At 43.9% G+C, this 21466-nt stretch carries 26 protein-coding genes; 19 read left to right on the top strand and 7 right to left on the bottom strand.

Features of this window, described 5'->3' with window-relative positions; genetic code table 11:
* Nucleotides 1-74: 74 nt before the first annotated feature.
* The 7 genes from MKY93_RS02605 to MKY93_RS02635 all read left to right on the top strand — a co-directional run bounded on the left by MKY93_RS02605 (nucleotide 75) and on the right by MKY93_RS02635 (nucleotide 4669).
* Complete coding sequence (locus tag MKY93_RS02605) at nucleotides 75-233, top strand: hypothetical protein (RefSeq protein ID WP_340758166.1); 159 nt, start codon at nucleotides 75-77, stop codon at nucleotides 231-233.
* On the top strand, nucleotides 230-499 hold the full coding sequence (locus MKY93_RS02610) for a hypothetical protein (RefSeq protein WP_340758167.1): 270 nt from the start codon (nucleotides 230-232) through the stop codon (nucleotides 497-499). The genes MKY93_RS02605 and MKY93_RS02610 overlap by 4 nt, the downstream gene beginning before the upstream one ends.
* A gap of 689 nt (nucleotides 500-1188) precedes the next feature.
* Nucleotides 1189-2013 carry a transporter substrate-binding domain-containing protein gene (locus MKY93_RS02615; protein ID WP_078817415.1) on the top strand — a complete coding sequence of 275 codons (825 nt, stop codon included), beginning with the start codon at nucleotides 1189-1191 and terminating at the stop codon, nucleotides 2011-2013.
* Between the two features lies 1 nt (nucleotide 2014).
* The gene (locus tag MKY93_RS02620; RefSeq protein ID WP_340758168.1) at nucleotides 2015-2680 is read left to right on the top strand and encodes an amino acid ABC transporter permease; all 666 of its coding nucleotides are present in this window, start codon (nucleotides 2015-2017) and stop codon (nucleotides 2678-2680) included.
* A gap of 28 nt (nucleotides 2681-2708) precedes the next feature.
* Nucleotides 2709-3437 (top strand): amino acid ABC transporter ATP-binding protein, encoded by a 729-nt coding sequence (locus MKY93_RS02625; RefSeq protein WP_340758169.1) that lies wholly within the window; start codon nucleotides 2709-2711, stop codon nucleotides 3435-3437.
* 45 nt (nucleotides 3438-3482) lie between these two features.
* Nucleotides 3483-3968: an amidase domain-containing protein gene (locus MKY93_RS02630; RefSeq protein WP_078817412.1), complete on the top strand. Its 486-nt coding sequence runs from the start codon at nucleotides 3483-3485 to the stop codon at nucleotides 3966-3968.
* Nucleotides 3969-4075: 107 nt separating this feature from the next.
* Nucleotides 4076-4669 carry a nitroreductase family protein gene (locus tag MKY93_RS02635; RefSeq protein ID WP_340758170.1) on the top strand — a complete coding sequence of 198 codons (594 nt, stop codon included), beginning with the start codon at nucleotides 4076-4078 and terminating at the stop codon, nucleotides 4667-4669.
* A 501-nt stretch (nucleotides 4670-5170) separates the two neighbouring features.
* Here MKY93_RS02635 and MKY93_RS02640 read toward each other — a convergent pair.
* Entirely contained in the window at nucleotides 5171-6553 is a 1383-nt protein-coding gene (locus MKY93_RS02640) for a dipeptidase (protein WP_340758171.1), read from the bottom strand.
* 214 nt (nucleotides 6554-6767) lie between these two features.
* Between MKY93_RS02640 and MKY93_RS02645 the strand changes: the two genes are divergently transcribed.
* Nucleotides 6768-8054, top strand: a complete 1287-nt coding sequence (locus tag MKY93_RS02645) for a hemolysin family protein (RefSeq protein WP_340758172.1) — start codon at nucleotides 6768-6770, stop codon at nucleotides 8052-8054.
* A 111-nt stretch (nucleotides 8055-8165) separates the two neighbouring features.
* Nucleotides 8166-8711 carry an RNA polymerase sigma factor gene (locus tag MKY93_RS02650; RefSeq protein WP_040758544.1) on the top strand — a complete coding sequence of 182 codons (546 nt, stop codon included), beginning with the start codon at nucleotides 8166-8168 and terminating at the stop codon, nucleotides 8709-8711.
* Nucleotides 8712-8884: 173 nt separating this feature from the next.
* Here the strand turns inward: MKY93_RS02650 and MKY93_RS02655 are convergent, their stop codons facing one another.
* On the bottom strand, nucleotides 8885-9073 hold the full coding sequence (locus MKY93_RS02655) for an SE1832 family protein (RefSeq protein ID WP_009766281.1): 189 nt from the start codon (nucleotides 9071-9073) through the stop codon (nucleotides 8885-8887).
* An 11-nt stretch (nucleotides 9074-9084) separates the two neighbouring features.
* A complete protein-coding gene (locus MKY93_RS02660; RefSeq protein ID WP_009766280.1) occupies nucleotides 9085-10143 on the bottom strand; it encodes a CMP-N-acetylneuraminic acid synthetase in 1059 nt (352 codons plus the stop codon).
* A 109-nt stretch (nucleotides 10144-10252) separates the two neighbouring features.
* Between MKY93_RS02660 and MKY93_RS02665 the strand changes: the two genes are divergently transcribed.
* The 5 genes from MKY93_RS02665 (at nucleotide 10253) to MKY93_RS02685 (ending at nucleotide 15904) form a co-directional block, all read left to right on the top strand.
* Nucleotides 10253-12190 (top strand): cation:proton antiporter, encoded by a 1938-nt coding sequence (locus tag MKY93_RS02665; RefSeq protein ID WP_078817409.1) that lies wholly within the window; start codon nucleotides 10253-10255, stop codon nucleotides 12188-12190.
* 534 nt (nucleotides 12191-12724) lie between these two features.
* Entirely contained in the window at nucleotides 12725-13312 is a 588-nt protein-coding gene (locus tag MKY93_RS02670; RefSeq protein WP_340758173.1) for a hypothetical protein, read from the top strand.
* Between the two features lie 226 nt (nucleotides 13313-13538).
* On the top strand, nucleotides 13539-14030 hold the full coding sequence (gene ybaK / locus MKY93_RS02675; RefSeq protein WP_078817408.1) for a Cys-tRNA(Pro) deacylase: 492 nt from the start codon (nucleotides 13539-13541) through the stop codon (nucleotides 14028-14030).
* Between the two features lie 72 nt (nucleotides 14031-14102).
* A complete protein-coding gene (locus MKY93_RS02680; protein WP_040758537.1) occupies nucleotides 14103-14750 on the top strand; it encodes a YczE/YyaS/YitT family protein in 648 nt (215 codons plus the stop codon).
* Between the two features lie 92 nt (nucleotides 14751-14842).
* The gene (locus tag MKY93_RS02685) at nucleotides 14843-15904 is read left to right on the top strand and encodes a hypothetical protein (protein ID WP_340758174.1); all 1062 of its coding nucleotides are present in this window, start codon (nucleotides 14843-14845) and stop codon (nucleotides 15902-15904) included.
* Nucleotides 15905-16112: 208 nt separating this feature from the next.
* On the opposite strand, the gene bshB2 is transcribed toward MKY93_RS02685, so the two are convergent.
* The gene (gene bshB2 / locus MKY93_RS02690; RefSeq protein ID WP_078817407.1) at nucleotides 16113-16787 is read right to left on the bottom strand and encodes a bacillithiol biosynthesis deacetylase BshB2; all 675 of its coding nucleotides are present in this window, start codon (nucleotides 16785-16787) and stop codon (nucleotides 16113-16115) included.
* Between the two features lie 13 nt (nucleotides 16788-16800).
* Complete coding sequence (locus MKY93_RS02695; protein ID WP_040758534.1) at nucleotides 16801-17151, bottom strand: YojF family protein; 351 nt, start codon at nucleotides 17149-17151, stop codon at nucleotides 16801-16803.
* Between the two features lie 849 nt (nucleotides 17152-18000).
* Between MKY93_RS02695 and MKY93_RS02700 the strand changes: the two genes are divergently transcribed.
* The 5 genes from MKY93_RS02700 to MKY93_RS02720 all read left to right on the top strand — a co-directional run bounded on the left by MKY93_RS02700 (nucleotide 18001) and on the right by MKY93_RS02720 (nucleotide 20358).
* The gene (locus MKY93_RS02700; RefSeq protein ID WP_340758175.1) at nucleotides 18001-18756 is read left to right on the top strand and encodes a DUF4230 domain-containing protein; all 756 of its coding nucleotides are present in this window, start codon (nucleotides 18001-18003) and stop codon (nucleotides 18754-18756) included.
* Complete coding sequence (locus MKY93_RS02705; RefSeq protein WP_340758176.1) at nucleotides 18756-19454, top strand: uracil-DNA glycosylase; 699 nt, start codon at nucleotides 18756-18758, stop codon at nucleotides 19452-19454. Before MKY93_RS02700 ends, MKY93_RS02705 begins: the two co-directional genes overlap by 1 nt.
* Before the next feature lie 15 nt (nucleotides 19455-19469).
* Nucleotides 19470-19646: a uracil-DNA glycosylase gene (locus MKY93_RS02710; protein ID WP_078817404.1), complete on the top strand. Its 177-nt coding sequence runs from the start codon at nucleotides 19470-19472 to the stop codon at nucleotides 19644-19646.
* The gene (locus MKY93_RS02715; protein WP_340758177.1) at nucleotides 19643-19915 is read left to right on the top strand and encodes a YwdI family protein; all 273 of its coding nucleotides are present in this window, start codon (nucleotides 19643-19645) and stop codon (nucleotides 19913-19915) included. The genes MKY93_RS02710 and MKY93_RS02715 overlap by 4 nt, the downstream gene beginning before the upstream one ends.
* 62 nt (nucleotides 19916-19977) lie before the next feature.
* A complete protein-coding gene (locus MKY93_RS02720) occupies nucleotides 19978-20358 on the top strand; it encodes a DUF423 domain-containing protein (protein ID WP_340758178.1) in 381 nt (126 codons plus the stop codon).
* 66 nt (nucleotides 20359-20424) lie between these two features.
* On the opposite strand, the gene gerQ is transcribed toward MKY93_RS02720, so the two are convergent.
* Nucleotides 20425-20772: a spore coat protein GerQ gene (gene gerQ / locus MKY93_RS02725; protein ID WP_078817401.1), complete on the bottom strand. Its 348-nt coding sequence runs from the start codon at nucleotides 20770-20772 to the stop codon at nucleotides 20425-20427.
* A 15-nt stretch (nucleotides 20773-20787) separates the two neighbouring features.
* Nucleotides 20788-21156 carry a cell wall hydrolase gene (locus MKY93_RS02730; RefSeq protein ID WP_445683501.1) on the bottom strand — a complete coding sequence of 123 codons (369 nt, stop codon included), beginning with the start codon at nucleotides 21154-21156 and terminating at the stop codon, nucleotides 20788-20790.
* Nucleotides 21157-21466: the final 310 nt, after the last annotated feature.

A 21466-nucleotide genomic window follows, 5' to 3' on the forward strand; every position in this document is an offset into this window, starting at 1 on the left:
CGATGTTTAGTATAGTCGGATGTAAAAGAGAAGGTTTAATTTAAGACTGTGAGTAGAGGGAAATGATTTGTAGCATGAATAAATCAAAATACAACGTCGAAACGGAACGTCTTGGAATCAGCGAAGAGACATTGGAGTCAATGAAAAAAATTTTTACAAAAACTTTCCTCCCCCTTTTACTAGAAAAACGACAAAAAGAAGAAGCTGAAAAAGAAAGTGAGGACCTTAAATGATCCCCGCAAGAGTGGAAATTGAACTTGATAAACAAGCTATTAAGGAATACATCCACAAACAACTAGATCAAGAAATCAGAGAAACTTTGTGGTTTGTGGATGTAGACAAGCTTTGTCAATTGACGTGCATGTCCAAAAGATATTTGGAGCAAGAGATTCTATCTGATGTTCGAATGAGGGCAATTGAAAGGCGTAAGGAAAGAAAGCGTTGGTATCCAGCTAAACAGGCACAAGAAGTGATCGAAGAAATTACATTAGATTGGTGAACAAAAACGCTTGGCGGCGTAGTTTACATTTGGATTAAAGGGTAGCGAAAGAAAAGATAAGTCTACATTTTTTGTCCGTTGTTTCATCGGAAATATAGCGGTTAATAATGTTTAACAGTACAAATTTGCGTCAAATAAAAAAACACCTCTTTACCAGAGATGTTGAACGTCACTATTTAATTGCCCTTGCCCTTTTTAATTACCAAAGCAATGATAATCATTGAAACGTATTCATAACTTTTTTTTAATCAACCGTAGTCAAACCCGTATTCAATGGACGATAAAAAATCCTATAAACCCTTGTAAAGACTGCTATTAAGGCACTTCTTGAAAAGTTTGGTTCGAGCCCCCTATGCTCCATATATAGAATAGCAGATGGCAGTTCTTGAAGAATTTCTTCGGGAACTGCCATTTTTTAATGATAAATAAATTCTGTTCTTACCCGATAAATCCTCAAAAATTAGAGAATTTATGATTATTTTATAATAGCTATTGTATATTTATTCATCGTGTTGTATATTAAGTATACCAAAAGACATCGGTAGCAGGCTATAACCAATTGAGTTAAAAAAATATTCATTGCACTATGAATATACTATTCAAACAGCTGTAGACAGCTCTCTGCCAATAACTTATAATTATTTTAATTTAGAAGATTGACATCACTTTAAAGGAAGAAGGGAAAACGAATGAAAAAGACAGTTTCGGCACTTTTACTCATTCTCGTATTAATTATTGCAGGCTGTAGTAATAATGACGGAGGTGGAGCAGGCACAACAGAGAAATCCACCTTAAAGAACATCCAGGACAAGAAGAAACTGGTGGTCGGGATCGCACCGGGTTATTTCCCTTTTGAGATGAAGAGCACAGAGGGCGGTTATGTAGGGTATGACATCGACTTGGCAAATGCAGTTGGTGAATGGTTGAAAGTTGACGTGGAGTTCAAACAATTCGTATTTGACGGCTTAGTACCAGCGCTCCAAACCGGAGAAGTAGATATGGTCATCGCAGGGATGACGATTCGAGGAGACCGTGCACTGGCGGTCGGTATGTCGGATCCTTACTACAAAACAGGTCAGGCGATCATGGTTCCAGCTGCCAATAAAGATGTTAAGTCTTGGGAAGAGCTGGACGTAAAAGGAAAGAAAATTGCAGTGGGCGTAGGAACAACAGGTGCGTTACTGGCGAAATCTCAATTCAAAAATGCTGAAGTCGTGGACTTTGAAGATTTCCCTTTAGCTGCTACAGCAATGGGTTCAGGACAAGCTGACGCAGTCGTTTACGATGAGCCGGCTATCGCGGTATGGCGCTTGGAGCATGAAGGACAAGTACATCAGGTAGAAGGTTTGCTTTCTGCTGAAAATCTTGGGATTGCTGTGAAGAAAAATGATTTTGAAACATTGCAATGGTTGAATTCATTTTTGCATGGCTACATCGATAGTCCGGAAGAATTGGAATCCAGAACGCGCTGGTTTGAAGAAAGTGACTGGCTGACGAAGGTTACGGAAGATTAATATGGGAAGCTATGATTATGACTTCAGTGTCATCTCTCAAAACAAGGATATTTTTATTGAAGGGACATTAAAGACGCTTGAAATTTCAGCGATTGCTTTACTCCTTGCTATTCCGATCGGTATTATATTCGGAATGGGCAGGATCTCCAGAAATAAATATATCCGTCTAATTTCTTCAGCTTATGTAGAAGTCATGCGTGGCGTGCCGCTGTTAGTTTTACTGATTTGGATTTTCTTTGTATTAGGCCAATTTTTGAAGTTAGGCTCCTACTGGGGGGCCATCATCGGTTTGGCAATTTTTACAGGAGCCTTCATTGCGGAAATCGTTCGTTCCGGAATTCAAGGTGTGCCGAAAGGTCAAATGGAAGCGGCCCGTTCTTCGGGTATGAGTTATTGGCAGGCTATGCGGCTCATCGTTTTGCCACAGGCATTCCGTCGAGTTCTTCCACCGCTTGCTTCACAATTTATCATGCTCATTAAAGACTCTTCACTAATTTCTGTAATTGGTGCAACGGAATTGACGTTGAATGCGAAAAACCTGGTCTCTACCACATTCCGTTCAATCGAAGTATGGACATTCGTTGGTTTTGTCTATTTTGCTATGACATTTACACTGTCCATGATTATCCGTGTTATTGAAAAACGACTTTTGTCGAGGGAAAATTGATGATTGCCGATGTGAAGGAGTGCCGTAAATGATTGCTGTAAAAAATGTCAATAAAACATTTGGTACGAATCAAGTGCTGACTGATGTTACGTTGGAAGTGCCTAAATCCCATGTAGTGGCGATTATCGGTCCGAGTGGTGCAGGCAAATCCACGTTGATTCGTACAATTAATGCGTTAGAACCAATCGATAATGGAGAAATCATTGTAGATGGGATCTCCATCCATGATAAAAAAGTAGATATTAATAAAGCGCGATCGGAAATTGGGTTTGTGTTTCAAAGCTTTAATCTCTATCCATTCCTGACAGCACTTCAAAATGTGACGTTAGCTCCAATAAACGTCAAGGGGCTGAGTAAAGGAGAGGCGGAGAAGAGAGGGAAAGAACTTCTGACTTCATTAGGCTTGGGTGACAAATTTGATGCGTACCCAAATAGACTGTCTGGCGGGCAGCAACAGAGAGTAGCGATTGCTCGAGCGTTAGCAATGGAACCTCGGGTGATGTTGTTTGATGAACCGACATCTGCACTGGATCCTGAAATGGTTACGGAAGTGCTGGATGCAATTCGTAAGCTGGCAGAAGATGGGATGACGATGGTGGTGGTGACCCATGAAATGGGATTCGCGAAAGAGATCTGTGATGAAATCATTTTCATGGCAGAAGGAAAAGTCGTGGAACAAGCATCACCTGACAAGTTTTTCTCAAACCCTAACACAGAGCGTGCCCGGAACTTTTTGTCTAAAGTATTAAATCATTAATGAGCTGCCCTTTCTTGTCATATAGTTTGGCAAGGAGGGGTTTTTTTGTATGATCGATTAGCGGCTGTCCGATATGCAGATAAATGGTGGAATAGCAGAAATCCTGCTTTTCCGATCGTGGAGGATGATTGCACGAATTATATATCGCAGTGTTTATTGGCAGGCGGTGCACCGATGCATGGCTATCCGAACCGTGAAAAAGGATGGTGGATGCGCAATGGGACGTGGAGTTTCAGTTTCACCGTCGCCCATTCATTGCGCTGGTATTTAGCCACTTCTAAAAAAGGATTGACAGCTACGCAAGTCGGTTCGGCGGAAGAGCTCGGACTCGGTGACGTCATCGCCTATGACTTCCAGGGCGATGGGCGATTTGATCATTCGACCATCGTCACAGCTAAAGATGGCAGGATACCGCTTGTCAATGCCCATACTTATAATGCATATCACCGAACGTGGGATTATAAAGATTCGTATGCCTATTCGCCCAATGCCACGTATATTTTCTTCAAAATTAACGACAACTTTTCTTGAGTCACGGTCGTTGAATCGAAGTGTTTTCGCTTAGCCTCTAGTAACAACCTATATAGTTGGGGTATACTTGTAGCTAAATACTTTACTTACAAAGGAGAAGGTTGAGTTTGAATGAACAAGCATTATCGGTAAGAGAAGCCATTATCTCAAGGCGTTCGATCAAAAGCTTTAACGGACAGCCAATCGAACCTGAAATTATACCAGAAATTATAGAAGATGCCGTTTGGGCACCGAACCATGGAAACCGGAATCCTTGGCGCTTAGTTGTAGCAGCAGGCGAGCAATATGAGCAAATTCTGGACGTGTTGAAAGAATTCGGCGTGGCGAACTGGAAGCAGCTTTCGGATGAAGACTTAGAAAAGCAAATGAAAAAGTTTACGTCTGCCAGTGCAGCCGTTTTTGTTATCGTGCCTGAAGACGCTCGTCAAAAAGAGCGTCTAGAGGATTACGCGGCAGCTAGCATGTTGATTCAAAACATTCAATTGCTGGCATGGGATAAGGGAATCGGGACATGCTGGAAGACACCAGGCTTCCTGGACAACCCGAAATTCCGTGAACGCTTAGGTATACACCCCGGTGAACGAATCATCAGCATGCTCCAATTCGGCTATTTCGACGCAGCTCCCAAAGCCAACCCGCGCAAGCCTGTCGAAGAAATCATCACGTATTTCGGCGACAGTGAAGAAGATTCAGTGGAATAAACAAAAACAGGCTGCCCTTTTATTCAAGGACAGCCTGTTTTGACTTGTAGGAAAAATACGGAAATAGTTGGTCTGAATAGCGCTAGAGAGAAAAATAAAGCAAAATAATATGCTTGTTGTCCGGGGATTTCCGCTCCAGATGGGACGCTTTCCGCGGGGCGTGCGGTGAGCCGCTTCCTTCGCCTCGCTTAGTCCAGGGTCTCACCTGTCACGCTAATCCTGCTGGAGTCGCCCATCTTCCGCTTCAATCCGTATAGAGTGAGCTGTAAAACATAGTGAGTTCACTATACATAATGTCTTATCGCTTTATTAGAAAGAAAAAAGTTTACACCTTCACTAGTACTATTTTTTGTAATTACAAATAACCCCATACTAATGCTAAGAAAATACGCAATTTGATCGTAGTGGAAGGCGGCGCCCCCCGGAAAGCGTCCGCCTGGAATGTAGATCAACGGTGCCGTAACCGCCTGCCAATTCTTTTATCTACAGTACAGTGTTACTTCAAAGTCCAAGCTTTTCAACTTCTCCATAGTAGCTGCTGATCACACGCAAGCCCTTGTCGAAGTTTTCCAAATGAAAATGTTCATTCGGTGCGTGGAAGTTTTCTGTATCGAGACCGAAGCCCATCAAAACGACAGGCAAGTTAAGAATTTCATCAAAAGCAGCTACGATCGGAATGGAACCGCCGCCACGGGTATAAACAGTCGGTACACCATACACTTGTTCATAAGCTCTTCCTGCTGCTTGAATTACCTCGTGGTCATAAGGCGTCAAATAAGGTTTTCCTTTATCGAAATCGGTCACCGTCACCGTACAACCGACAGGCTCATGTTTTTTGATATGCGCGCGCAACTTATCGACAATATCATCAGGATCTTGATCGGGTACTAATCGGCAAGTGATTTTTGCCCCTGCCTCCGACGGCAGAACCGTTTTGATTCCTTCCCCTGAAAATCCACCGAATACGCCATTGATTTCTAATGTAGGACGAGCCCATGTACGCTCCGTATAAGAATAGCCGGGTTCGCCGGTAAGCTCCTTTACGCCGACTTCCTTTTTAATCGCTTCCTTATCGAAGTCCAAAGCTGCCCAGGCAGAACGCTCTTCGTCTGTCAGATCTCGAACTTGATCATAAAAACCATCAATCGCAATCGTACCTTCTTTGTCTCGGAACGAAGCCAAGATTTCAACTAAGGCGTGAATTGGATTTTGTACACCTCCGCCGTACAATCCTGAATGAAGATCTCCTTTAGGACCTTTCACATCGACTTGTACGCCGGCTAAGCCGCGCAGTCCGTAGCAGATGGCAGGTTGTCCGGGTCCGTACATTCCTGTGTCAGAAATGACGATCAAGTCAGCAGCCAGCTTTTCCTGATTTTCCCGAATATACGCTTCGAGGCTAGGGCTTCCGATTTCTTCTTCGCCTTCAATGATGAGCTTGACGTTAACAGGAAGTTTTCCGTCCAATTTCATCAGGGCCTCGATCGCTTTCACATGCATAAACACTTGCCCTTTGTCATCACTCGCACCGCGTGCATACAATTTATTATCACGGATGGATGGCTCAAACGGTGGTGTTTCCCATAAATGAAGGGGATCGACAGGTTGTACATCATAGTGACCATAGATTAGAATAGTTGGCTGATTCTCCGCATGCAGCCAGTCGGCATAGACGACAGGCTGCCCGGTTGTTTCCTCAATTGACACATTCTCAAGACCTGTGTCTTTAAAAGCGCTTGCCAACCATTCAGCAGCCTTTTGCATATCCGGTTGATGTACCGATAAAGCACTGATGCTTGGAATTTCCAAAAATGCTTTCAGTTCTTCCATGTGACGCTCACGGTTTTCTGTGAAATAGTGATCCAATGTTTGTAATGTACTCATGTGAAGCCCTCATTTCTGTACGTATTTTCTATTCCACAGTATAGCAGAATTTTATGAACGATAAGGTTTAGACGCTTAGTAAGAAGGGAAACGATGTGTAAAAGTGGGTGTGCAGGTCTGTTTCGAATTAACGGATCGTTTTGACTTTGTGCTATACTATTGAAATAAGAAGTTGTGAAATTTAGGGAATATCATATTTTATTAACTAAGCTTAATGAAGAAGATGCTGGGGGAGACGCAATTGTTTATTGCATTAGGACTTTGTTTGTTTTTGTCCTTCTTTTTATCGGGAAGTGAAACCGCTTTGACTGCTGTGAATCGCATGAAGATTCAGCTGCGTGCAGATCAAGGGGATAAGAAATCAATTAAATTACGGCAATTAATTTCAAAGCCGGATCGGATGATTACGGCCATATTAATCGGCAATAATATCGCGAACATTTTGATGCCCACAATCGTAACGATGATCGCAATTGATAAAGGCTTGAGTGTTGGGATCATGACGGGAATACTGACGGTGGTTCTGATTATATTCGGTGAAGTGCTGCCGAAAACGATCGCTGCTACTTTCGCGGATCGAATCGCTTATGTCGTTGCACCGCCCATTACATTTCTCGTTAAATTACTCATTCCATTGACTGCAATACTGGCCCTGTTTACCAATTTCTTCGTTCGACTGATTTCTAAAGGGGCTGTAACAGAAGCGACGCTTACGAAGGAAGACGTACGTTCTATGGTAGATATCGCATCTACTGAAGGAACGTTCGGTCAGGATGAATCGATTCGTTTGAAAGGTGTTCTGGACTTTCGTGAAAAAGATGTGATGGATGTGATGGAAACCCATCGGACGGATGTCATTTCTTTATCGATGGATTCCACATATGAAGACGTTCGAGATGTTGTACTGCAGTATTTTTATACACGCTATCCGGTATATGAGGAAAGTATCGACAAGGTTGTCGGTATTTTTTATTCGAAAATGTTGATTGAATGGTCGATGTATCCCGAGAAGAAGTTCTCAGAAATGATTGACCATGAACCTTTATTTGTCGTGCAGACAGCGAGTGTGGAATTGGTATTCAAACGCATGCTGACACAGAAAAAGCATATGGCCATCGTGCTGGATGAATACGGCGGAACACTGGGGATCGTCACGCAGGAAGATATTATTGAAGAGATGATTGGACAGGATATAGAAGATGAAACGGACGTTGAAGAAGAGTCAATGGTCTTTGAAAAGGATGAAAACTGTCTGGTGTGCCAAGGACGTCTCGGGATTGAAGATGTGATCGAGTTGCTTGATGTGGAGTTGCCGACCGACCATGAAACGATTGGTGGTTTTGTATTTTCGGAAATTGGACATATCCCCGAAAAAGGCGAGCAGTTCACTTTCGACTCTTTAGTATTTGAGATTGAAGAGATGGACAGGACGCGTATTCTGCGTTTGCGGATCACGAAACGCGAGGAACCAAAAGAACAAGAAGAGTTAATCGGAATTTAAACGTTATAAAGCAACCTTACAGAAATGTAAGGTTGCTGAAAGAGAAAGCAATAGTTAGTAAGGTAGATGTCTGACATAATAAAGGTACCAGTTCAAACGGAGGTACTTATTATGAATACTGACTTAAACGCATTATATGAAGAATATGGACGATACTTATATCATTTATGTCTTAAATTGACTCGAAATAAAGAAGAAGCAGAAGATCTCATGCAAGATGTTTGGGTGAAAGTGGTTCGATACAGTGGTGAAATGAACGAAGTCAATCGCATGAAAGCTTGGTTGACAACGATTTGTATGAATACATTCCGAGATCGCTACCGAAAAAATGTACGACACAGCCAGTACGTGATGAACCAGCCTGATACATTAGACGTTCCGCTTCTAGATTTGGTTCCCAGTGATGCAAAAACTCCTGTGGAATTGATTGAACAAAATGATATTCAAATGTTGGTTCAGCAGAAGATCGGACAGCTGGACGGTATCTACCGTAAGACTATCGAGTATTTCTACGTCAATCAATATTCATTAGTCGAAATTGCCGGTATCATGAAAGTGTCCATCGGCACGGTGAAGTCACGTTTGTTCCGTGCGAAGAAGTATTTGAAGGAACTATTAGTGCAGGACCAAGCAGCAACGGAATATGTTATGGCTTAAAGCTCACTTTTTGTGGGCTTTTTTTTGCTGAAAAAGTACGTGTATGAGCGCGCGCAGTGGTTTTATGAGCGTGTTATGATCGCTTGAAGAGGGAGTATGAGCGCAAATGGACTATTCATGATTGTCGGCAACGAAAAAGGCTGTTCAGAAAGTTTGAACAGCCCCTTGGTGTTTTATTCTGTTGCTTCAGCCAGCTGCTTGTTCAACTCAGCTAAACGGTCTTCCATGCCGGCTAGTCGGCGTTCAGCGTTTTCGATCATCTTGCTGTGACCTGTGGATTCTAGTTTTTCGATATCGCCTTGCAAACCGATGTAGTCCATTTTGAGTTGTGCAATCTCTTGTTCGATTTGGTTTTTAGTCAATGGGAAAACTCCTATCTGCCATTTTCCCTTAGTGTAACATATCCGGATCTTGTCCGTTTTGGAAACTCCAATAAATAGCGGATGGCCTCCACGATTTTCTCCTCGCCATTGCCTACATTCAACTGAAGTTGACGCTTCACAGCTCGTTCTCTCCGTGCCTCATGCAATAACGGCTCCATGATGGCATTCAGCAAATTTGACTGTGTCACCTTACGACCGAGCCCGAGATGGATGAAGCCGTGGCTCTCTGTAGGGAAGCCCAGGTTTGATTCGAACTCGTTTTGGGCAAGGACAATACAAGGTACACCGATTGTTGCGACTTCATAAGGGGTATAGCAGGCATCGCATAAAATCATATCTGCCTGCGAATAAATTTCTGCCCGATTGTCAGGTGACCGAAGTACTTTCGTATTTCTGCGGCTGAGAGCCATCATTTGAATTTCACTGACGTCATGAGTATAATTTGAGCCAATTAAAACAGAGACGTGCAGAGGGATTTGTAATTGCTTAATATGTCTCAACGCGCGATAGGTCAGGTTACCAGGATCTTCGTCTCCAAATGAAATGACGAGATGCGGTGAAGAGGCGAAAGGCTTTTCCTTCAATCCTGCCTGGTGGTGCGGCTTGAGTGAAGCGTCTGCTGCAAACATTTCATGGCCGACGATGTAATGGTCTGGGAGCGGCTCATGTGTTTCTGCATATAATGTTTGGATGACTAAATCTGCAAGATGTCCTCCTTCGCCAAAATCATCGAAGTGCAGCAGACTAGGGACTAAATCTTGAAGCTTGGACACTTCTTCTTTATGGCTAACACCGCTGTCTCGAATTAAAAGGTCGGGTTGCAGATGGGTTATAAGCTGAATGAGGGAAGAAGGCCCTTCCACTGGATAACAAGCAAAATCACCTTCAGGAACTGCTGTTTCTCGATCATGCAGAAAGAAGACTTCTGCTTCAGTTTTCAAGATGCTTGCCAACGAGGCTGCACGTCGGAGAGGATAACTTCCTTTTCCGTCTGTTATAGAGAGATACATCGCAATTTTTTTTTTGACTTGTTGTTCGATTGGAACCACCCTTTCTGAACCTGCTACGTTCCTCTTAGCCTATGAAAATGGAAAAGAGTTTATTACAATGGGGAACGGTGGAATTTACTTGCTAGATAAGGAAGGAGGAGACCCTTGCATGTTTAATTCATTGTTGATGGATTTAATGTTTGTCGTATTGATTGGTGTAGGGTCCCAGTGGGTGGCATGGCGTACAAGGATGCCTGCAATTGTAGTTATGGCGATTGCCGGTTTGCTGGTCGGACCGATTTTCGGATGGATCAATCCCCAGCAATCGATGGGTGACTTGTATGGACCGATCATTACATTTGCAGTTGCTATTATTTTATTTGAAGGCAGTTTGAATCTGGACTTTAAGGAAATTAAAGGGTTTGGGCGGCCGGTTGCGCGAATCGTAACGATTGGCGCATTCATTGCCTGGATTGCAGGCTCATTGGCAGCGCATTATATCGCGGGACTTTCGTGGGAAGTGGCCTTCATTATCGGTGGTTTGTTCATCGTCACGGGTCCTACTGTCATTTTGCCTTTACTCAGGCAGGCTCGGTTGAAACCGCGTCCTGCAGCGATTTTGAAATGGGAAGGTATTGTAGTAGATCCATTTGGTGCGTTACTCGCTGTTTTCGCATTTGAAACTATAAAATTTATCAATGATGAAGTGACAGCAAAAGCGATGATGCTCTTCGTCGGAGCTTCACTATTTTCGGTCTTCCTTGGATGGGGAACGAGCCGCTTGTTAGGATCAGCGTTTGAAAAAGGCAGGATTCCAGAATATTTAAAAGCACCGATTTTATTCGGCCTCGTGCTGTTTGTCTTTGTGCTTTCTGATGAAATTATGCACGAGACGGGCTTGCTGGCTGTAACAGCAATGGGGATGACGATGGCGAATATGCGACTGACGACCTTGCAGGATATCCGGCATTTCAAAGAGAATATCTCCGTATTGCTCATCTCCGGAATTTTCGTCATGTTGACCGCCTCCCTTGATCCGCATATTTTAATTGAAATTTTGAATCCGAAGATCGTGCTTTATGTACTGGCAATGTTATTTATTGTCCGACCACTATCGATTTGGTTGTCAACGATCGGTACGGATCTAACGAATCGGGAGCGGACGCTGATCGGTTGGATTGCTCCTAGAGGAATTGTCGCCTTAACGGTGTCCGGTTATTTTGCGACCATTTTGCTGGATAACGGCTACGAGGATGCCGAACTACTGACGGCGTTGACATTCGCGCTCGTATTTTCTACTGTTGTCGTGCACGGTTTTTCAATTGGCTGGTTAGCCAAGAAGTTGAACTTGACGACACCGGAAGAATCTGGCGTTGTGCTCATCGGAAGTTCTCGTTTCGTAGCGGAACTTGCCAAGAACATTCAGGAGGCGGAACACCAAGTGCTGGTTGTCGAAGATTCTTGGGGCGGCTTGTCCAATGCCCGAAAAATCGGTCTCCCGACCTATATGGGAGATATTTTATCGGAGCATACCGGCTACCATTTGGACTTGACGCCGTATCGGTATATATTGGCGATGACTAAAGTGGACGTCTACAATTCTCATGTATGCGCAGACTTCACTCCAGATCTCGGGCGTGACTTACTGTTCCAAACGTCCACGCATAAACGCAGTGCAGGACAGCAGTTCAATTTAACGACCGGCCAGTTTCTGTTCACACCCAATTTATCGATCAACGAATTAGAAGAGCGCATGACCTCAGGCTTTGTTTTCCGTAAAACGTTATTAACGAATCAATACAGTTACACGCAGTACTTGCGGGAGAGGGATGACCAATCCATTTTACTGTATATCATGCGGGCTGATGGTGAGCTAGAGTTTTACACTGCAGAGAAAGAGTTGCAAGCACAAACTGGAGATACCATCGTCACGTTATCCACACCGAATAAAACGATCGAACGGACGATTGATCGTCTTGAAGGAAAAGACGGCAAATCCAACGTAAAAAAAGAGATGGTTGAAACTAAGTTTTCAGAAGAACCGACGAATGAAAAACCTGCTATCCCAGGAGAAGCTCCGCCAAAAATCAGCAAGACTGCGGAGTGATGCTTCCTTGGTAGAATGTTAAAAAGTACGCCTAACTGAACTGCACCCCAATTGTTAGACACAATCTAACAATTGGAGGTGCAGTTTTTTAATGACTAAATTTACAGCCGATATCAAATTAATGATCATTCAAAGATATGCTTTCAACACTATGCTTTTGATCGTAAAAGCTGTTCTACGTTACGGCTTTTCCTGCGGGATTAGCTCACCGCGAGCCCCGTGGAAAGCGTTCACCTGCAACGGAAATCAACGGATTTAACGTTTTACTTTGATCGTAAGTTATTTATTTCGATATATATAGCAGGTTTGTCTTTCCATTTATAAGGGTATCTACCCGAAATGAAAACTGCAAAGACTAGTAATTTTAACCTGTTCGATGAGGATGATTCAGAATAAAAAAGACTATGTCAAGTCAGTATGAAATAATTGATAATTAAGAATGCGTTCTTTAGGTGGATTGGTTAATTAAATGACTTTGCGTAAAATAGTAAGTAAAAATCCTGAACGAAAATTTTTTAAACGGAGGTGAATGCTATGAATGCTGTAATGGGATTTGCAAGCGCTGCCGAACAACTGCAACGATACGATGCAGTCCGCAGAAGGAATGCTGAAAATGCCTATGAACGGCAATCCGAGTTTCGCGAACACACAAATAAAACAAAAGAAGATCTAGAAGCGCTGTTACGCGGAGTACAAGAACCTGTAGAACAAGCGTCGGAAGAAAAATCGAGATTCCAAAAACTTGATGCCGGCCAAGTAAAGAATATTGCCATCCCGCTTGGAAACAATTTAGAAGAAACAATTGACCTATGGCGTGATGTTCGAAGAGAAGCATATTCTGTGCCAGAACCTACGACAGCAGATTACCAACTCGGCAGTAAGGCTTCAGCAAAAATTGCCCAGGCAGAACTGCAACTGGCCTTGCACAACCGTGCTAAAACTATTCGCGACCAAATGTCAGCCTCGAATGCTGTGTTTACGCTTTTAGAAGTCATGACCGACACAGGAGCGGATCACATCCAAAAACGTTACGACAACGCATTCTCCGCCTACAGTCTCCAAAACCAGGCGAAAATCAACCACTACCAAATTGAATCGCCAGCCATGAATATCAGTGTTTGATTGGAAAAACCGGTTGTGTCATTGTTATTGAAAAGCTATGTCTAAACTGGAGCCTATTTTGCTAAAACTTAGTGAAATGGGCTTTTTGGATTTACAGCGTCTCTAGTTGATTGGGGTCGAAGGTGGGCGAATCCAGTGGGCTCATCCCAAGCCTCACAGAAAGCGCCCATCTGGAACAGAAATCAACGGTGTTAAAGCTGATTTATGCGAAAAAGGAGACGAGAACTTGGCAAAGAAAAACAAATCTATCAAAACCAATGCAATCCGCATTATTGAAAGTGAACAGATTCAATATGAAACTCGCAGCTATGAAATAGCAGACGGTCACAACGACGGACTTTCCGTAGCGAGTAAAACCAACGAACCTGCGGAACACGTCTACAAAACACTTGTCGCCATGGCTAGCAAAACAGACTTGCTCGTATTCATCATTCCAGTATCCGACGAACTTGACTTAAAAAAAGCCGCAAAAGCAGCCGGCTTCAAAAAAATAGACATGCTGCCGATGAAAGAGCTAACGAAGGAAACAGGCTACGTAAAAGGGGGCTGCTCACCAGTCGGCATGAAAAAGGAATTCCCGACATTTATTGACCAGCAGGCACAAATCCTTGACTACCTGTATGTCAGCGCCGGTAAAGTCGGCTTGCAGATGAAACTTACTCCGAGTGACTTAGCGCAAGTGACAAGGGCCCAGTTTGTGAATGTGGTCAAAGATTGAAGTAACATATCGGGGCTTTTCTGTTACAATAGATAGAGAGAGATTGTAACAACTAAGGAAAGAAGAATGTATATGCGCAATTTATTAGCTTGGAGATGGATTTTCTTCATCGGTGGAATGATGATCATGTCTCTTGGTATATCACTTACAATAAAAGGACAGCGTCTCGGAATCGGTCCTTGGGATGTTTTGCATGTTGGGCTGTTCCAAAATATTGGTTTGACGATCGGTTCTTGGAGTATCATCACAGGATTTATAATTGTTACGGTTACCTCATTGGTTCTTAGACAGTGGCCTAGATGGGGAACTTGGTTAAATATGATGATGATTGGGTTATTTATCGACTTTTTCAATTGGCTATTGCCCGATCTGACGTCACTGACTGCGCAAATCATTAGTTTTGTGCTAGGTGTATTGGTTCTGTCATATGGCGTAGGGATCTATGTCTCTCCAAATCTTGGAGCGGGACCGCGGGACAGTTTAATGTTATTATTCGTCGAGAAATTTGGCTGGAGTCTTCGATTGGTGCGTTCAGGAATCGAAGCGACAGTGACATTGGTCGGCTTTTTACTTGGTGGTCCGGTTGGGGTCGGTACGTTGCTGGTCGTGCTGTTTTGCGGACAGCTTATACAAATCGCCCTGCCACAGTGCCGTGAGATATTATTGAAGATAACAGATCAAGAGGACGAAAAAGTATTATGGCATTACAAGGGAGCATAAGCGGAGACGCTGTGCTTTTTTTTTATGCTTAAACATAGAATGAAAGGACGAAAGAAAGGATGGTTAGCATATACGGGCATATTACAGAATACATGGGAACGGCGTATACAGGAGAAGGCATCGTGCATAAATACGGGGAGCTTATGGAGGAATCCAGGAAGACCATTTTCCTGAAATGTCTGCCTACCCACTCCTTATCCCAAGCATTGAATGATTTAGCTATCTATTTTGTTAAAAGAGGCCATGCCGTAGATCGTTTCATGAATCCGGGACATGTGGATAAAACGGATGCGATCTTTGTAAAAGAATTAAGTTTATTAATCTTGCAAGCATCTCATCCAATTTCATTTGAACCGGTGGATTTAGGCGGGCGTCATAAAGTATTCTGCTTTTATGATGTCTACCATCAAGAACACCTTTTCCAACAGCACGGTGAAGTGGGCAATTTGCTGAAAGAGGGAAAAAGCAGCTTTGAAAAGTCTTTGGTTGCACTGAGAGAAGCAAAAGCGATCCATGATGAGTGGGAAGTGGCCAATATTCAACGAATGGATTGGGAACGCCTCACAGAAATAACGGAAGAATTGAAGGATGAAATTTTCGGAACGATTGAACTGGCAAAAGAAGCGCATATATCCCATCGTATCGTGGGCTCATTATCCGCTGGCAAGGCGCACGATTTCATACCGTCGATTACGAAGCGAATGCGGCGTCGATTGCTGATCAAAGGTTTACCAGGTACAGGGAAGTCGACGATGATGCGCGCGCTTGGCGAAGAGGCAGAAAAAAGGGGAATAGATGTGCTCTACGGCTGGTGTGGTCTTGATCCGGCGAGTATCGATCTGGTCCTATTCCCTGAGCTGTCCATTTGTCTTTTCGATGCAACAAAACCGCATGCCTATGATGCTGAAAGTCCTCGCGACGAATTAGTGGATATTGTTTCGTTATGCGCGGAGGATGAGAAGATTGAGAAAGAAATTGAAGATATCCGCTATCGTTATCAAGAGAAGATCGCAGACGCTGGAGGCTATATGCAAACAGCCATGAAAGCACAGAACAGCGCCAGAGTACAGATGGACCGTACGTTAAACATTGAAGAGTTTGAGGGGAAATTAAAAAGTCTTTATGCGCTGATTAAAGCGATGGATGGGAATTAACATATTCCATGAAAGTAACGCACCAAATATTTATACCACCGCACCAATCGAGCAGATTAGCGAGCGAAATGAATCTCCGAACGCACCAAAATTGCCCCATGCCGAACCAAAAACGACAGGCACCGAACCAATCCACGATACTACCGCGCCAATGCTACTTCTGTAATCCATCTCATTGCAAAAAAACCGCAGAACTTCTGCGGTTTTTTTAGTCGAATTTATACGTATAAAAGGCTTCGTTGTGAAGCCAATCGAGTGCTTCTTCATCATCTTCAGCCCAACGCTTTTCCATATCGGGAAGCATCCAAATAGTTTGGGAAGCATGCGCTCGCAAAGTAGCGATTTTCTTTTCCCGCATATCAGCAGTATGGTGAATTACGTCTGGTTCACCGATTTTCTCGACCGTATCATTGTCGAACGCCTTGACATATAACGTAGGGCGCTTCGCTTCAGGAATCCGCCTCACAGCATCCACGACAGCCAGACCTGTAGCATTGTGATCCGGATGCACAGCTAATTGAGGGTGGAATGTGATAACGAGAGAAGGGTTTAATTCCTCAATCAAATCGGTCATCATCTTGATCAGTTTTTCAGGATCCTCGAATTCAACCGTTTTGTCACGTAATCCCATCATCCGCAAATCCGTCAGTCCCATAGCCGCACAAGCATCCAATAATTCTTGCTTGCGGACTTGCGGCAGCGTTTCGCGGTTGGCAAATGGAGGGTTCCCTAAATTCCGCCCCATTTCACCGAGTGTCAGACAGGCATATGTAACAGGCACGCCCATCTCAATATATTTTGAAATCGTTCCCGACACGCCAAACGCTTCATCGTCAGGGTGAGGGAAAATGACCAATACATGTCGTTCTTTCTGCAACATCAAAAAATCTCCCTTCTTAATAAGCAAATGGCGTTTCGCTAATCTCAAGCGCAACGGCAAGTTTGCCGTCAGGTCCCAGACCCGCCATCAATAAACGATCATGCTCATCCATCGTATAATGTGTGATACCTTGTGCGTAAATCCAGCCACTCGGCAATTTTAGTCCGATGCGGTGAGGGGAGTCGCCCGCAACTTTTCCAAGTTCGTAGCGAATCACGATATTGCGGATAAAGGCCCCCGCATTAAAAAAACCTTCTTGAAAATGAGAAGCATACGATCCATTTGTCGTCTCCAAATGAATGTATACGTCCTTATTAGCAAAGGAGTCCAGTAACTCCTGCAAATGATTTACTTCAACAGTTTGCATACCCATCCTCCTATGTAGCGCGGTCATTCACGAACTGCAGACAAATGACTGCACAAATTATGTGCAATGATTTGTCTGCAGTCCATCTAGTATCAGTATATAGAAAGTCTCGTTTGAATGCGATTAGATGGCTCACAAAAAATCCGAGTGCAATTTTCCTAAACTTATTTAAATGAAGCCTATCGCTAAACCTCCCGATTACATGAAATTCCATAGAATTACATTAGCAGCCAATGAAACTTATTACCTTGTGAAACGTACAAATAGTTGTAGATTTATCAGGTATTTTGTCTGCTAGTGAGATGCTCTATCAGGCGTGTTGATTAGCCAATTTATAAGCTATTCACTTCGCATTCAGCCAACTAATTCGTGTGCTGTTTGGAAAAAAGGAAGAAATAATGAGGAGAAAGGTGTAGTCCTCGGGATTTGCCCTCCAGTCGGGGACGTGTTCTGGAGGGCGCGCGGTGAGTCCGCCGTCGCAAGCTCCCTGGCGGTCTCACCTGTCACGCTGATCCTCCCAGAGTCGCCCCGCCTTCCAGGAAAATCCCCAACTTTTTGTTCTGGAAGGCGATGATTATTGTCTGGGAATTAGAGAGTGAAAAGGAGTTCATTCGTAAAAAAGAAGAATTCCAGCACTTAAAAAGCACCAGTTGTTTTAACGAATTTTAAACGGAAATCAAATTGGCTGATATACGCAAATCCCCACGGATACACCACTGCCACGCTCACTAGATGATAACTCGCGAGTTGCATTTCAATGTACAGGCCACAAAAAAATCATGTGAAATATTGGTTAATCAACACGCCTGATGTCCAATCTCACTTTATTATAAAGAAAGGTCGTGAACCATGAGCAAGCATGATTCATCTGGGCGACAGAAAAAAGAAATCGAACTGGCGGAAGCTCAATCAGCCGTCACGGTCGATGAAATAAAGAAGCCTAAACGCAAGCGCAAAACAGGATTCTGGAAACTGGTACTAACTCTATGGTCCTCTTGGAGAAAAACCTACCTCTCCCTCATCCTACTGCTCGTTGCCGCTATCATTATCCTGCCGATCGCAGGCTTCTATCTAATAAAACTTGGCTCCACTTTTACCGAACAAAAAGGCGCTTTCGTCGAACAGGTACAAGAACTGCAAGAACTGACGACAGCCGAAGCTTACACGAAAGTATTGGTAGAACGTACAGACAATGAATTATTCGGCCTAAGCATCGGCGTCAACTTACCGGGCACAAAAAGAAATCTACTGGTCGTCATCCCCGGATCTGTGAAAGCAGGGATTGACCTCAGTGGCATAACTGAAAATAATTTGAAAATAGATGAAAACGAGAAGACAGCTCGTTTAACTGTACCGGCAGCTGAATTTCTTGGAGGAGCAGAAATCTTCTTCGACCAAGTAGAAGTTTATTCGGTAGCAGGATTATTTCGCGGAAAAGCGGATATAGAAGAAGGATACGAACTTGCTAACGAGGCGAAGAACTTGATCCTGGAAGAAGCATCTGAACAAGGCGTCCTACAGACGGCTGAGCGCAATGCTGAGAAAACATTGAAAGATATGTTTTCATTCGCGGGTTATGAGTTGGAGATTGAATTTGAGGAGTGATGCAGATGCAACCTAAATTCCACAATGATTGGGATACGGTGCTGAAGGATGAGTTTAATAAGCCGTATTATCAAACGCTACGGAAATTTTTGCAATCGGAATATGCTACACATGTTATTTATCCGCAAATGCAAGATATGTGGACCGCTTTTGAGTTAACGTCCTATCATGACGTTCGCGTCGTCATATTGGGGCAAGATCCTTATCATGGTCCGAATCAAGCACAAGGGTTGAGTTTCTCTGTCCAGCTTGGCGTTAAGGTTCCACCTAGTCTTCGCAACATTTTCAAGGAGTTGTCAACGGATATCGGTGTTCCTATCCCTGACAGCGGCACGTTGACAGGTTGGGCTAAACAAGGTGTACTTTTGTTAAATACAGCATTGACGGTGCGTGAAGGCGCAGCTGCTTCTCATCGCGGGAAGGGGTGGGAACTGTTTACAGATGAAGTGATCCGTAAATTGTCTCTGCGCAGGGAACCGATTGTCTTCATTTTATGGGGTCGACATGCACAAGAAAAAAAGGCTTTGATTAACCGCAGGCGGCATGCGATCATTGAATCCGTACATCCAAGCCCATTCAGCGCAGCACGCGGATTTTTCGGCAGCCGGCCGTTTTCTCAGGCGAATGACTATTTGCGGAAATGGGGGGACCAGCCGATTGATTGGTCCAAAACATCAGCAGAACAGTTAAACAGATAGAAAGGAAGTGGTATAATGGCGGTCAACTGCTTTGAGTGTCAATATTTCTACACGACATGGGACCCAGCGAATCCGAGAGGTTGTAAAGCATATGGATTCAAGACCAAAATGTTGCCATCTATCGTTGTCAAGCGCTCGTCAGGTATGGAGTGCTTGAAGTTTGAACCGAAAAAGGGAGCGAGATTCCGATGATTTCATCTGACCAACTGCTGAAGGAAATGGAGCAGCAAGTCCGTTTGGCTAAACATGCGGCAAATGAACAAACGCGCAGGGAAGCGGTCTATGCTGTGCGGGCATTATGTAATGTACTGCTGAGCGACAATGCATCAGCTGTTAACACACCCACTATTCCTGTAGCATCTTTTGATAGCGCGCCTTCAACAACCAAGATGATTTCCACATTACAAGAACAACCACTGCGTGAAGAAGACGCAAATGGGGAGTCGTTGTTTGATTTTTGAATGAATATGGTAGAATATAGTATAGTACGTTATTGACAAGTTGCGAGAAAGAAGGAATTATCATGCCATTTTTTATTATAGCAGGGGCCATCAATGCCGCCATCGCAGTGGCATTCGGGGCGTTTGGTGCCCATGCTTTGAAAGATCGTCTATCTGAACATTATTTGGCCGTTTGGGAAACTGCGGTTCAGTATCAAATGTTTCATGCCATCGGATTGCTGGCAGTGGGCATTTTGATGAGCAGCACATTGCTTGGACCATCAACCCAATTAACATGGGCTGGTTATTTACTGCTTGCAGGTATTATCATTTTTTCAGGCAGTCTTTACGCGCTTAGCTTATCGGGAGTCGGTATTTTAGGTGCAATCACGCCAATTGGCGGCGTGGCGTTCATAGTTGGCTGGATCATGCTGATTTTAGCTGCAATTAAGTTTGGAAACTGAAGTTTTTCTTCAATATGAAAACAACCGCTCATTGCATATGCAATGAGCGGTTGTTTTCACATGGACTTACGGTGTTTGATCAAAGTAATTCAATTCCTCATCGAATTCTGCATAATCAAAGTAGATCATTGGGAATAAGTAACGGCGTCCCGTGTTCGTCTCACTGAGGATCACGTGATCTCGTCCGGCCGCCTCGACCAATCCGTTGACGGCTATTGTATTCTCGCCAGCATTTACGGCATTCTCGAATGAAAAATGAAAGACACCAGGTTTCCCTCTGTTTAACCTCAAAATATTTTCGATGTACGATTCCTCTCTGAATGGAGGCGTGTTTGGTCTGCCGCTTGGGATGGTCACTTGTGGCGGCATCATTTGTTGTTGACCATAGCCGGGATTCCAATAATATTGAACCATTTCAACATCCTTTCTCTAAATGAGTGGGCAGTCTTGTTCCGTCGGGGAGTAGAAACAGTGCGATTTGAAGCGACCGGTATTCCACTGGTTGTACCATTGGGCTGGGCAGTCTCCGGTTGGCATGAAAAACCACAGGGAGCGTTGGGCTGGGTGGAAACGTTCTCCATCGATCGTGCGTTTCGCTAGTTTGCGATCACGTTCCCGCGCACGCTGATAAAAATAACTTTTCGTAGTGGCCTCGAACCCTCCAGGTCGTTGGTATACCATATCATCGAGCGAACGAATGCCTTTAAAATCCAGACAATTGGCACGCACACGATTGACACCAACGTTTCCAACCATGAGCATCCCCAATTCACCTTCGCCTTCCGCTTCCGCACGCATTAAACGAGCGAGCAAATCGATTCCTTTTGCATTTGTCGCGATGACAGCCAAAGCAAAACCCCCTTGCTTGTATCCTATGTACGGAAGAAGCTAGGCATGACAAAAAAATTGGACGGGGATTTCTAGTGTATTGGGTAATGCTCGATTCCAGTCGACAGAAAGGGGTTAGTCATCAGACGCGAGAGGGACAAACAGCTTTATGAGCGGCTTGGTGCGGCTTTATGATCGTGGACAGACAAGTGAGGTAATAAAAGAACAAAAGCTGCCCAGGGCATCATTTTGCAATGATGTTCCGGACAGCCCTGAATGC

The organism is Sporosarcina sp. FSL W7-1283, from assembly GCF_038003105.1.
GTDB lineage: Bacteria > Bacillota > Bacilli > Bacillales_A > Planococcaceae > Sporosarcina > Sporosarcina newyorkensis.

What these genes read in the sequence shown, in the direction of transcription:
- MKY93_RS02680 (WP_040758537.1), top strand. Translation starts at nt 14,103, where the DNA reads ATGCGCAATTTATTAGCTTGGAGATGGATTTTCTTCATCGGTGGAATG.
- MKY93_RS02605 (WP_340758166.1), top strand. Translation starts at nt 75, where the DNA reads ATGAATAAATCAAAATACAACGTCGAAACGGAACGTCTTGGAATCAGC.
- MKY93_RS02695 (WP_040758534.1), bottom strand. Translation starts at nt 17,151, where the DNA reads ATGCAAACTGTTGAAGTAAATCATTTGCAGGAGTTACTGGACTCCTTT.
- MKY93_RS02610 (WP_340758167.1), top strand. Translation starts at nt 230, where the DNA reads ATGATCCCCGCAAGAGTGGAAATTGAACTTGATAAACAAGCTATTAAG.
- MKY93_RS02650 (WP_040758544.1), top strand. Translation starts at nt 8,166, where the DNA reads ATGAATACTGACTTAAACGCATTATATGAAGAATATGGACGATACTTA.
- MKY93_RS02645 (WP_340758172.1), top strand. Translation starts at nt 6,768, where the DNA reads ATGAAGAAGATGCTGGGGGAGACGCAATTGTTTATTGCATTAGGACTT.
- MKY93_RS02710 (WP_078817404.1), top strand. Translation starts at nt 19,470, where the DNA reads ATGGCGGTCAACTGCTTTGAGTGTCAATATTTCTACACGACATGGGAC.
- MKY93_RS02730 (WP_445683501.1), bottom strand. Translation starts at nt 21,156, where the DNA reads ATGCGTGCGGAAGCGGAAGGCGAAGGTGAATTGGGGATGCTCATGGTT.
- MKY93_RS02620 (WP_340758168.1), top strand. Translation starts at nt 2,015, where the DNA reads ATGGGAAGCTATGATTATGACTTCAGTGTCATCTCTCAAAACAAGGAT.
- MKY93_RS02615 (WP_078817415.1), top strand. Translation starts at nt 1,189, where the DNA reads ATGAAAAAGACAGTTTCGGCACTTTTACTCATTCTCGTATTAATTATT.
- MKY93_RS02705 (WP_340758176.1), top strand. Translation starts at nt 18,756, where the DNA reads ATGCAGATGCAACCTAAATTCCACAATGATTGGGATACGGTGCTGAAG.
- gerQ (WP_078817401.1), bottom strand. Translation starts at nt 20,772, where the DNA reads ATGGTTCAATATTATTGGAATCCCGGCTATGGTCAACAACAAATGATG.
- MKY93_RS02700 (WP_340758175.1), top strand. Translation starts at nt 18,001, where the DNA reads ATGAGCAAGCATGATTCATCTGGGCGACAGAAAAAAGAAATCGAACTG.
- MKY93_RS02685 (WP_340758174.1), top strand. Translation starts at nt 14,843, where the DNA reads ATGGGAACGGCGTATACAGGAGAAGGCATCGTGCATAAATACGGGGAG.
- MKY93_RS02720 (WP_340758178.1), top strand. Translation starts at nt 19,978, where the DNA reads ATGCCATTTTTTATTATAGCAGGGGCCATCAATGCCGCCATCGCAGTG.
- MKY93_RS02625 (WP_340758169.1), top strand. Translation starts at nt 2,709, where the DNA reads ATGATTGCTGTAAAAAATGTCAATAAAACATTTGGTACGAATCAAGTG.
- MKY93_RS02670 (WP_340758173.1), top strand. Translation starts at nt 12,725, where the DNA reads ATGAATGCTGTAATGGGATTTGCAAGCGCTGCCGAACAACTGCAACGA.
- MKY93_RS02715 (WP_340758177.1), top strand. Translation starts at nt 19,643, where the DNA reads ATGATTTCATCTGACCAACTGCTGAAGGAAATGGAGCAGCAAGTCCGT.
- MKY93_RS02640 (WP_340758171.1), bottom strand. Translation starts at nt 6,553, where the DNA reads ATGAGTACATTACAAACATTGGATCACTATTTCACAGAAAACCGTGAG.
- MKY93_RS02665 (WP_078817409.1), top strand. Translation starts at nt 10,253, where the DNA reads ATGTTTAATTCATTGTTGATGGATTTAATGTTTGTCGTATTGATTGGT.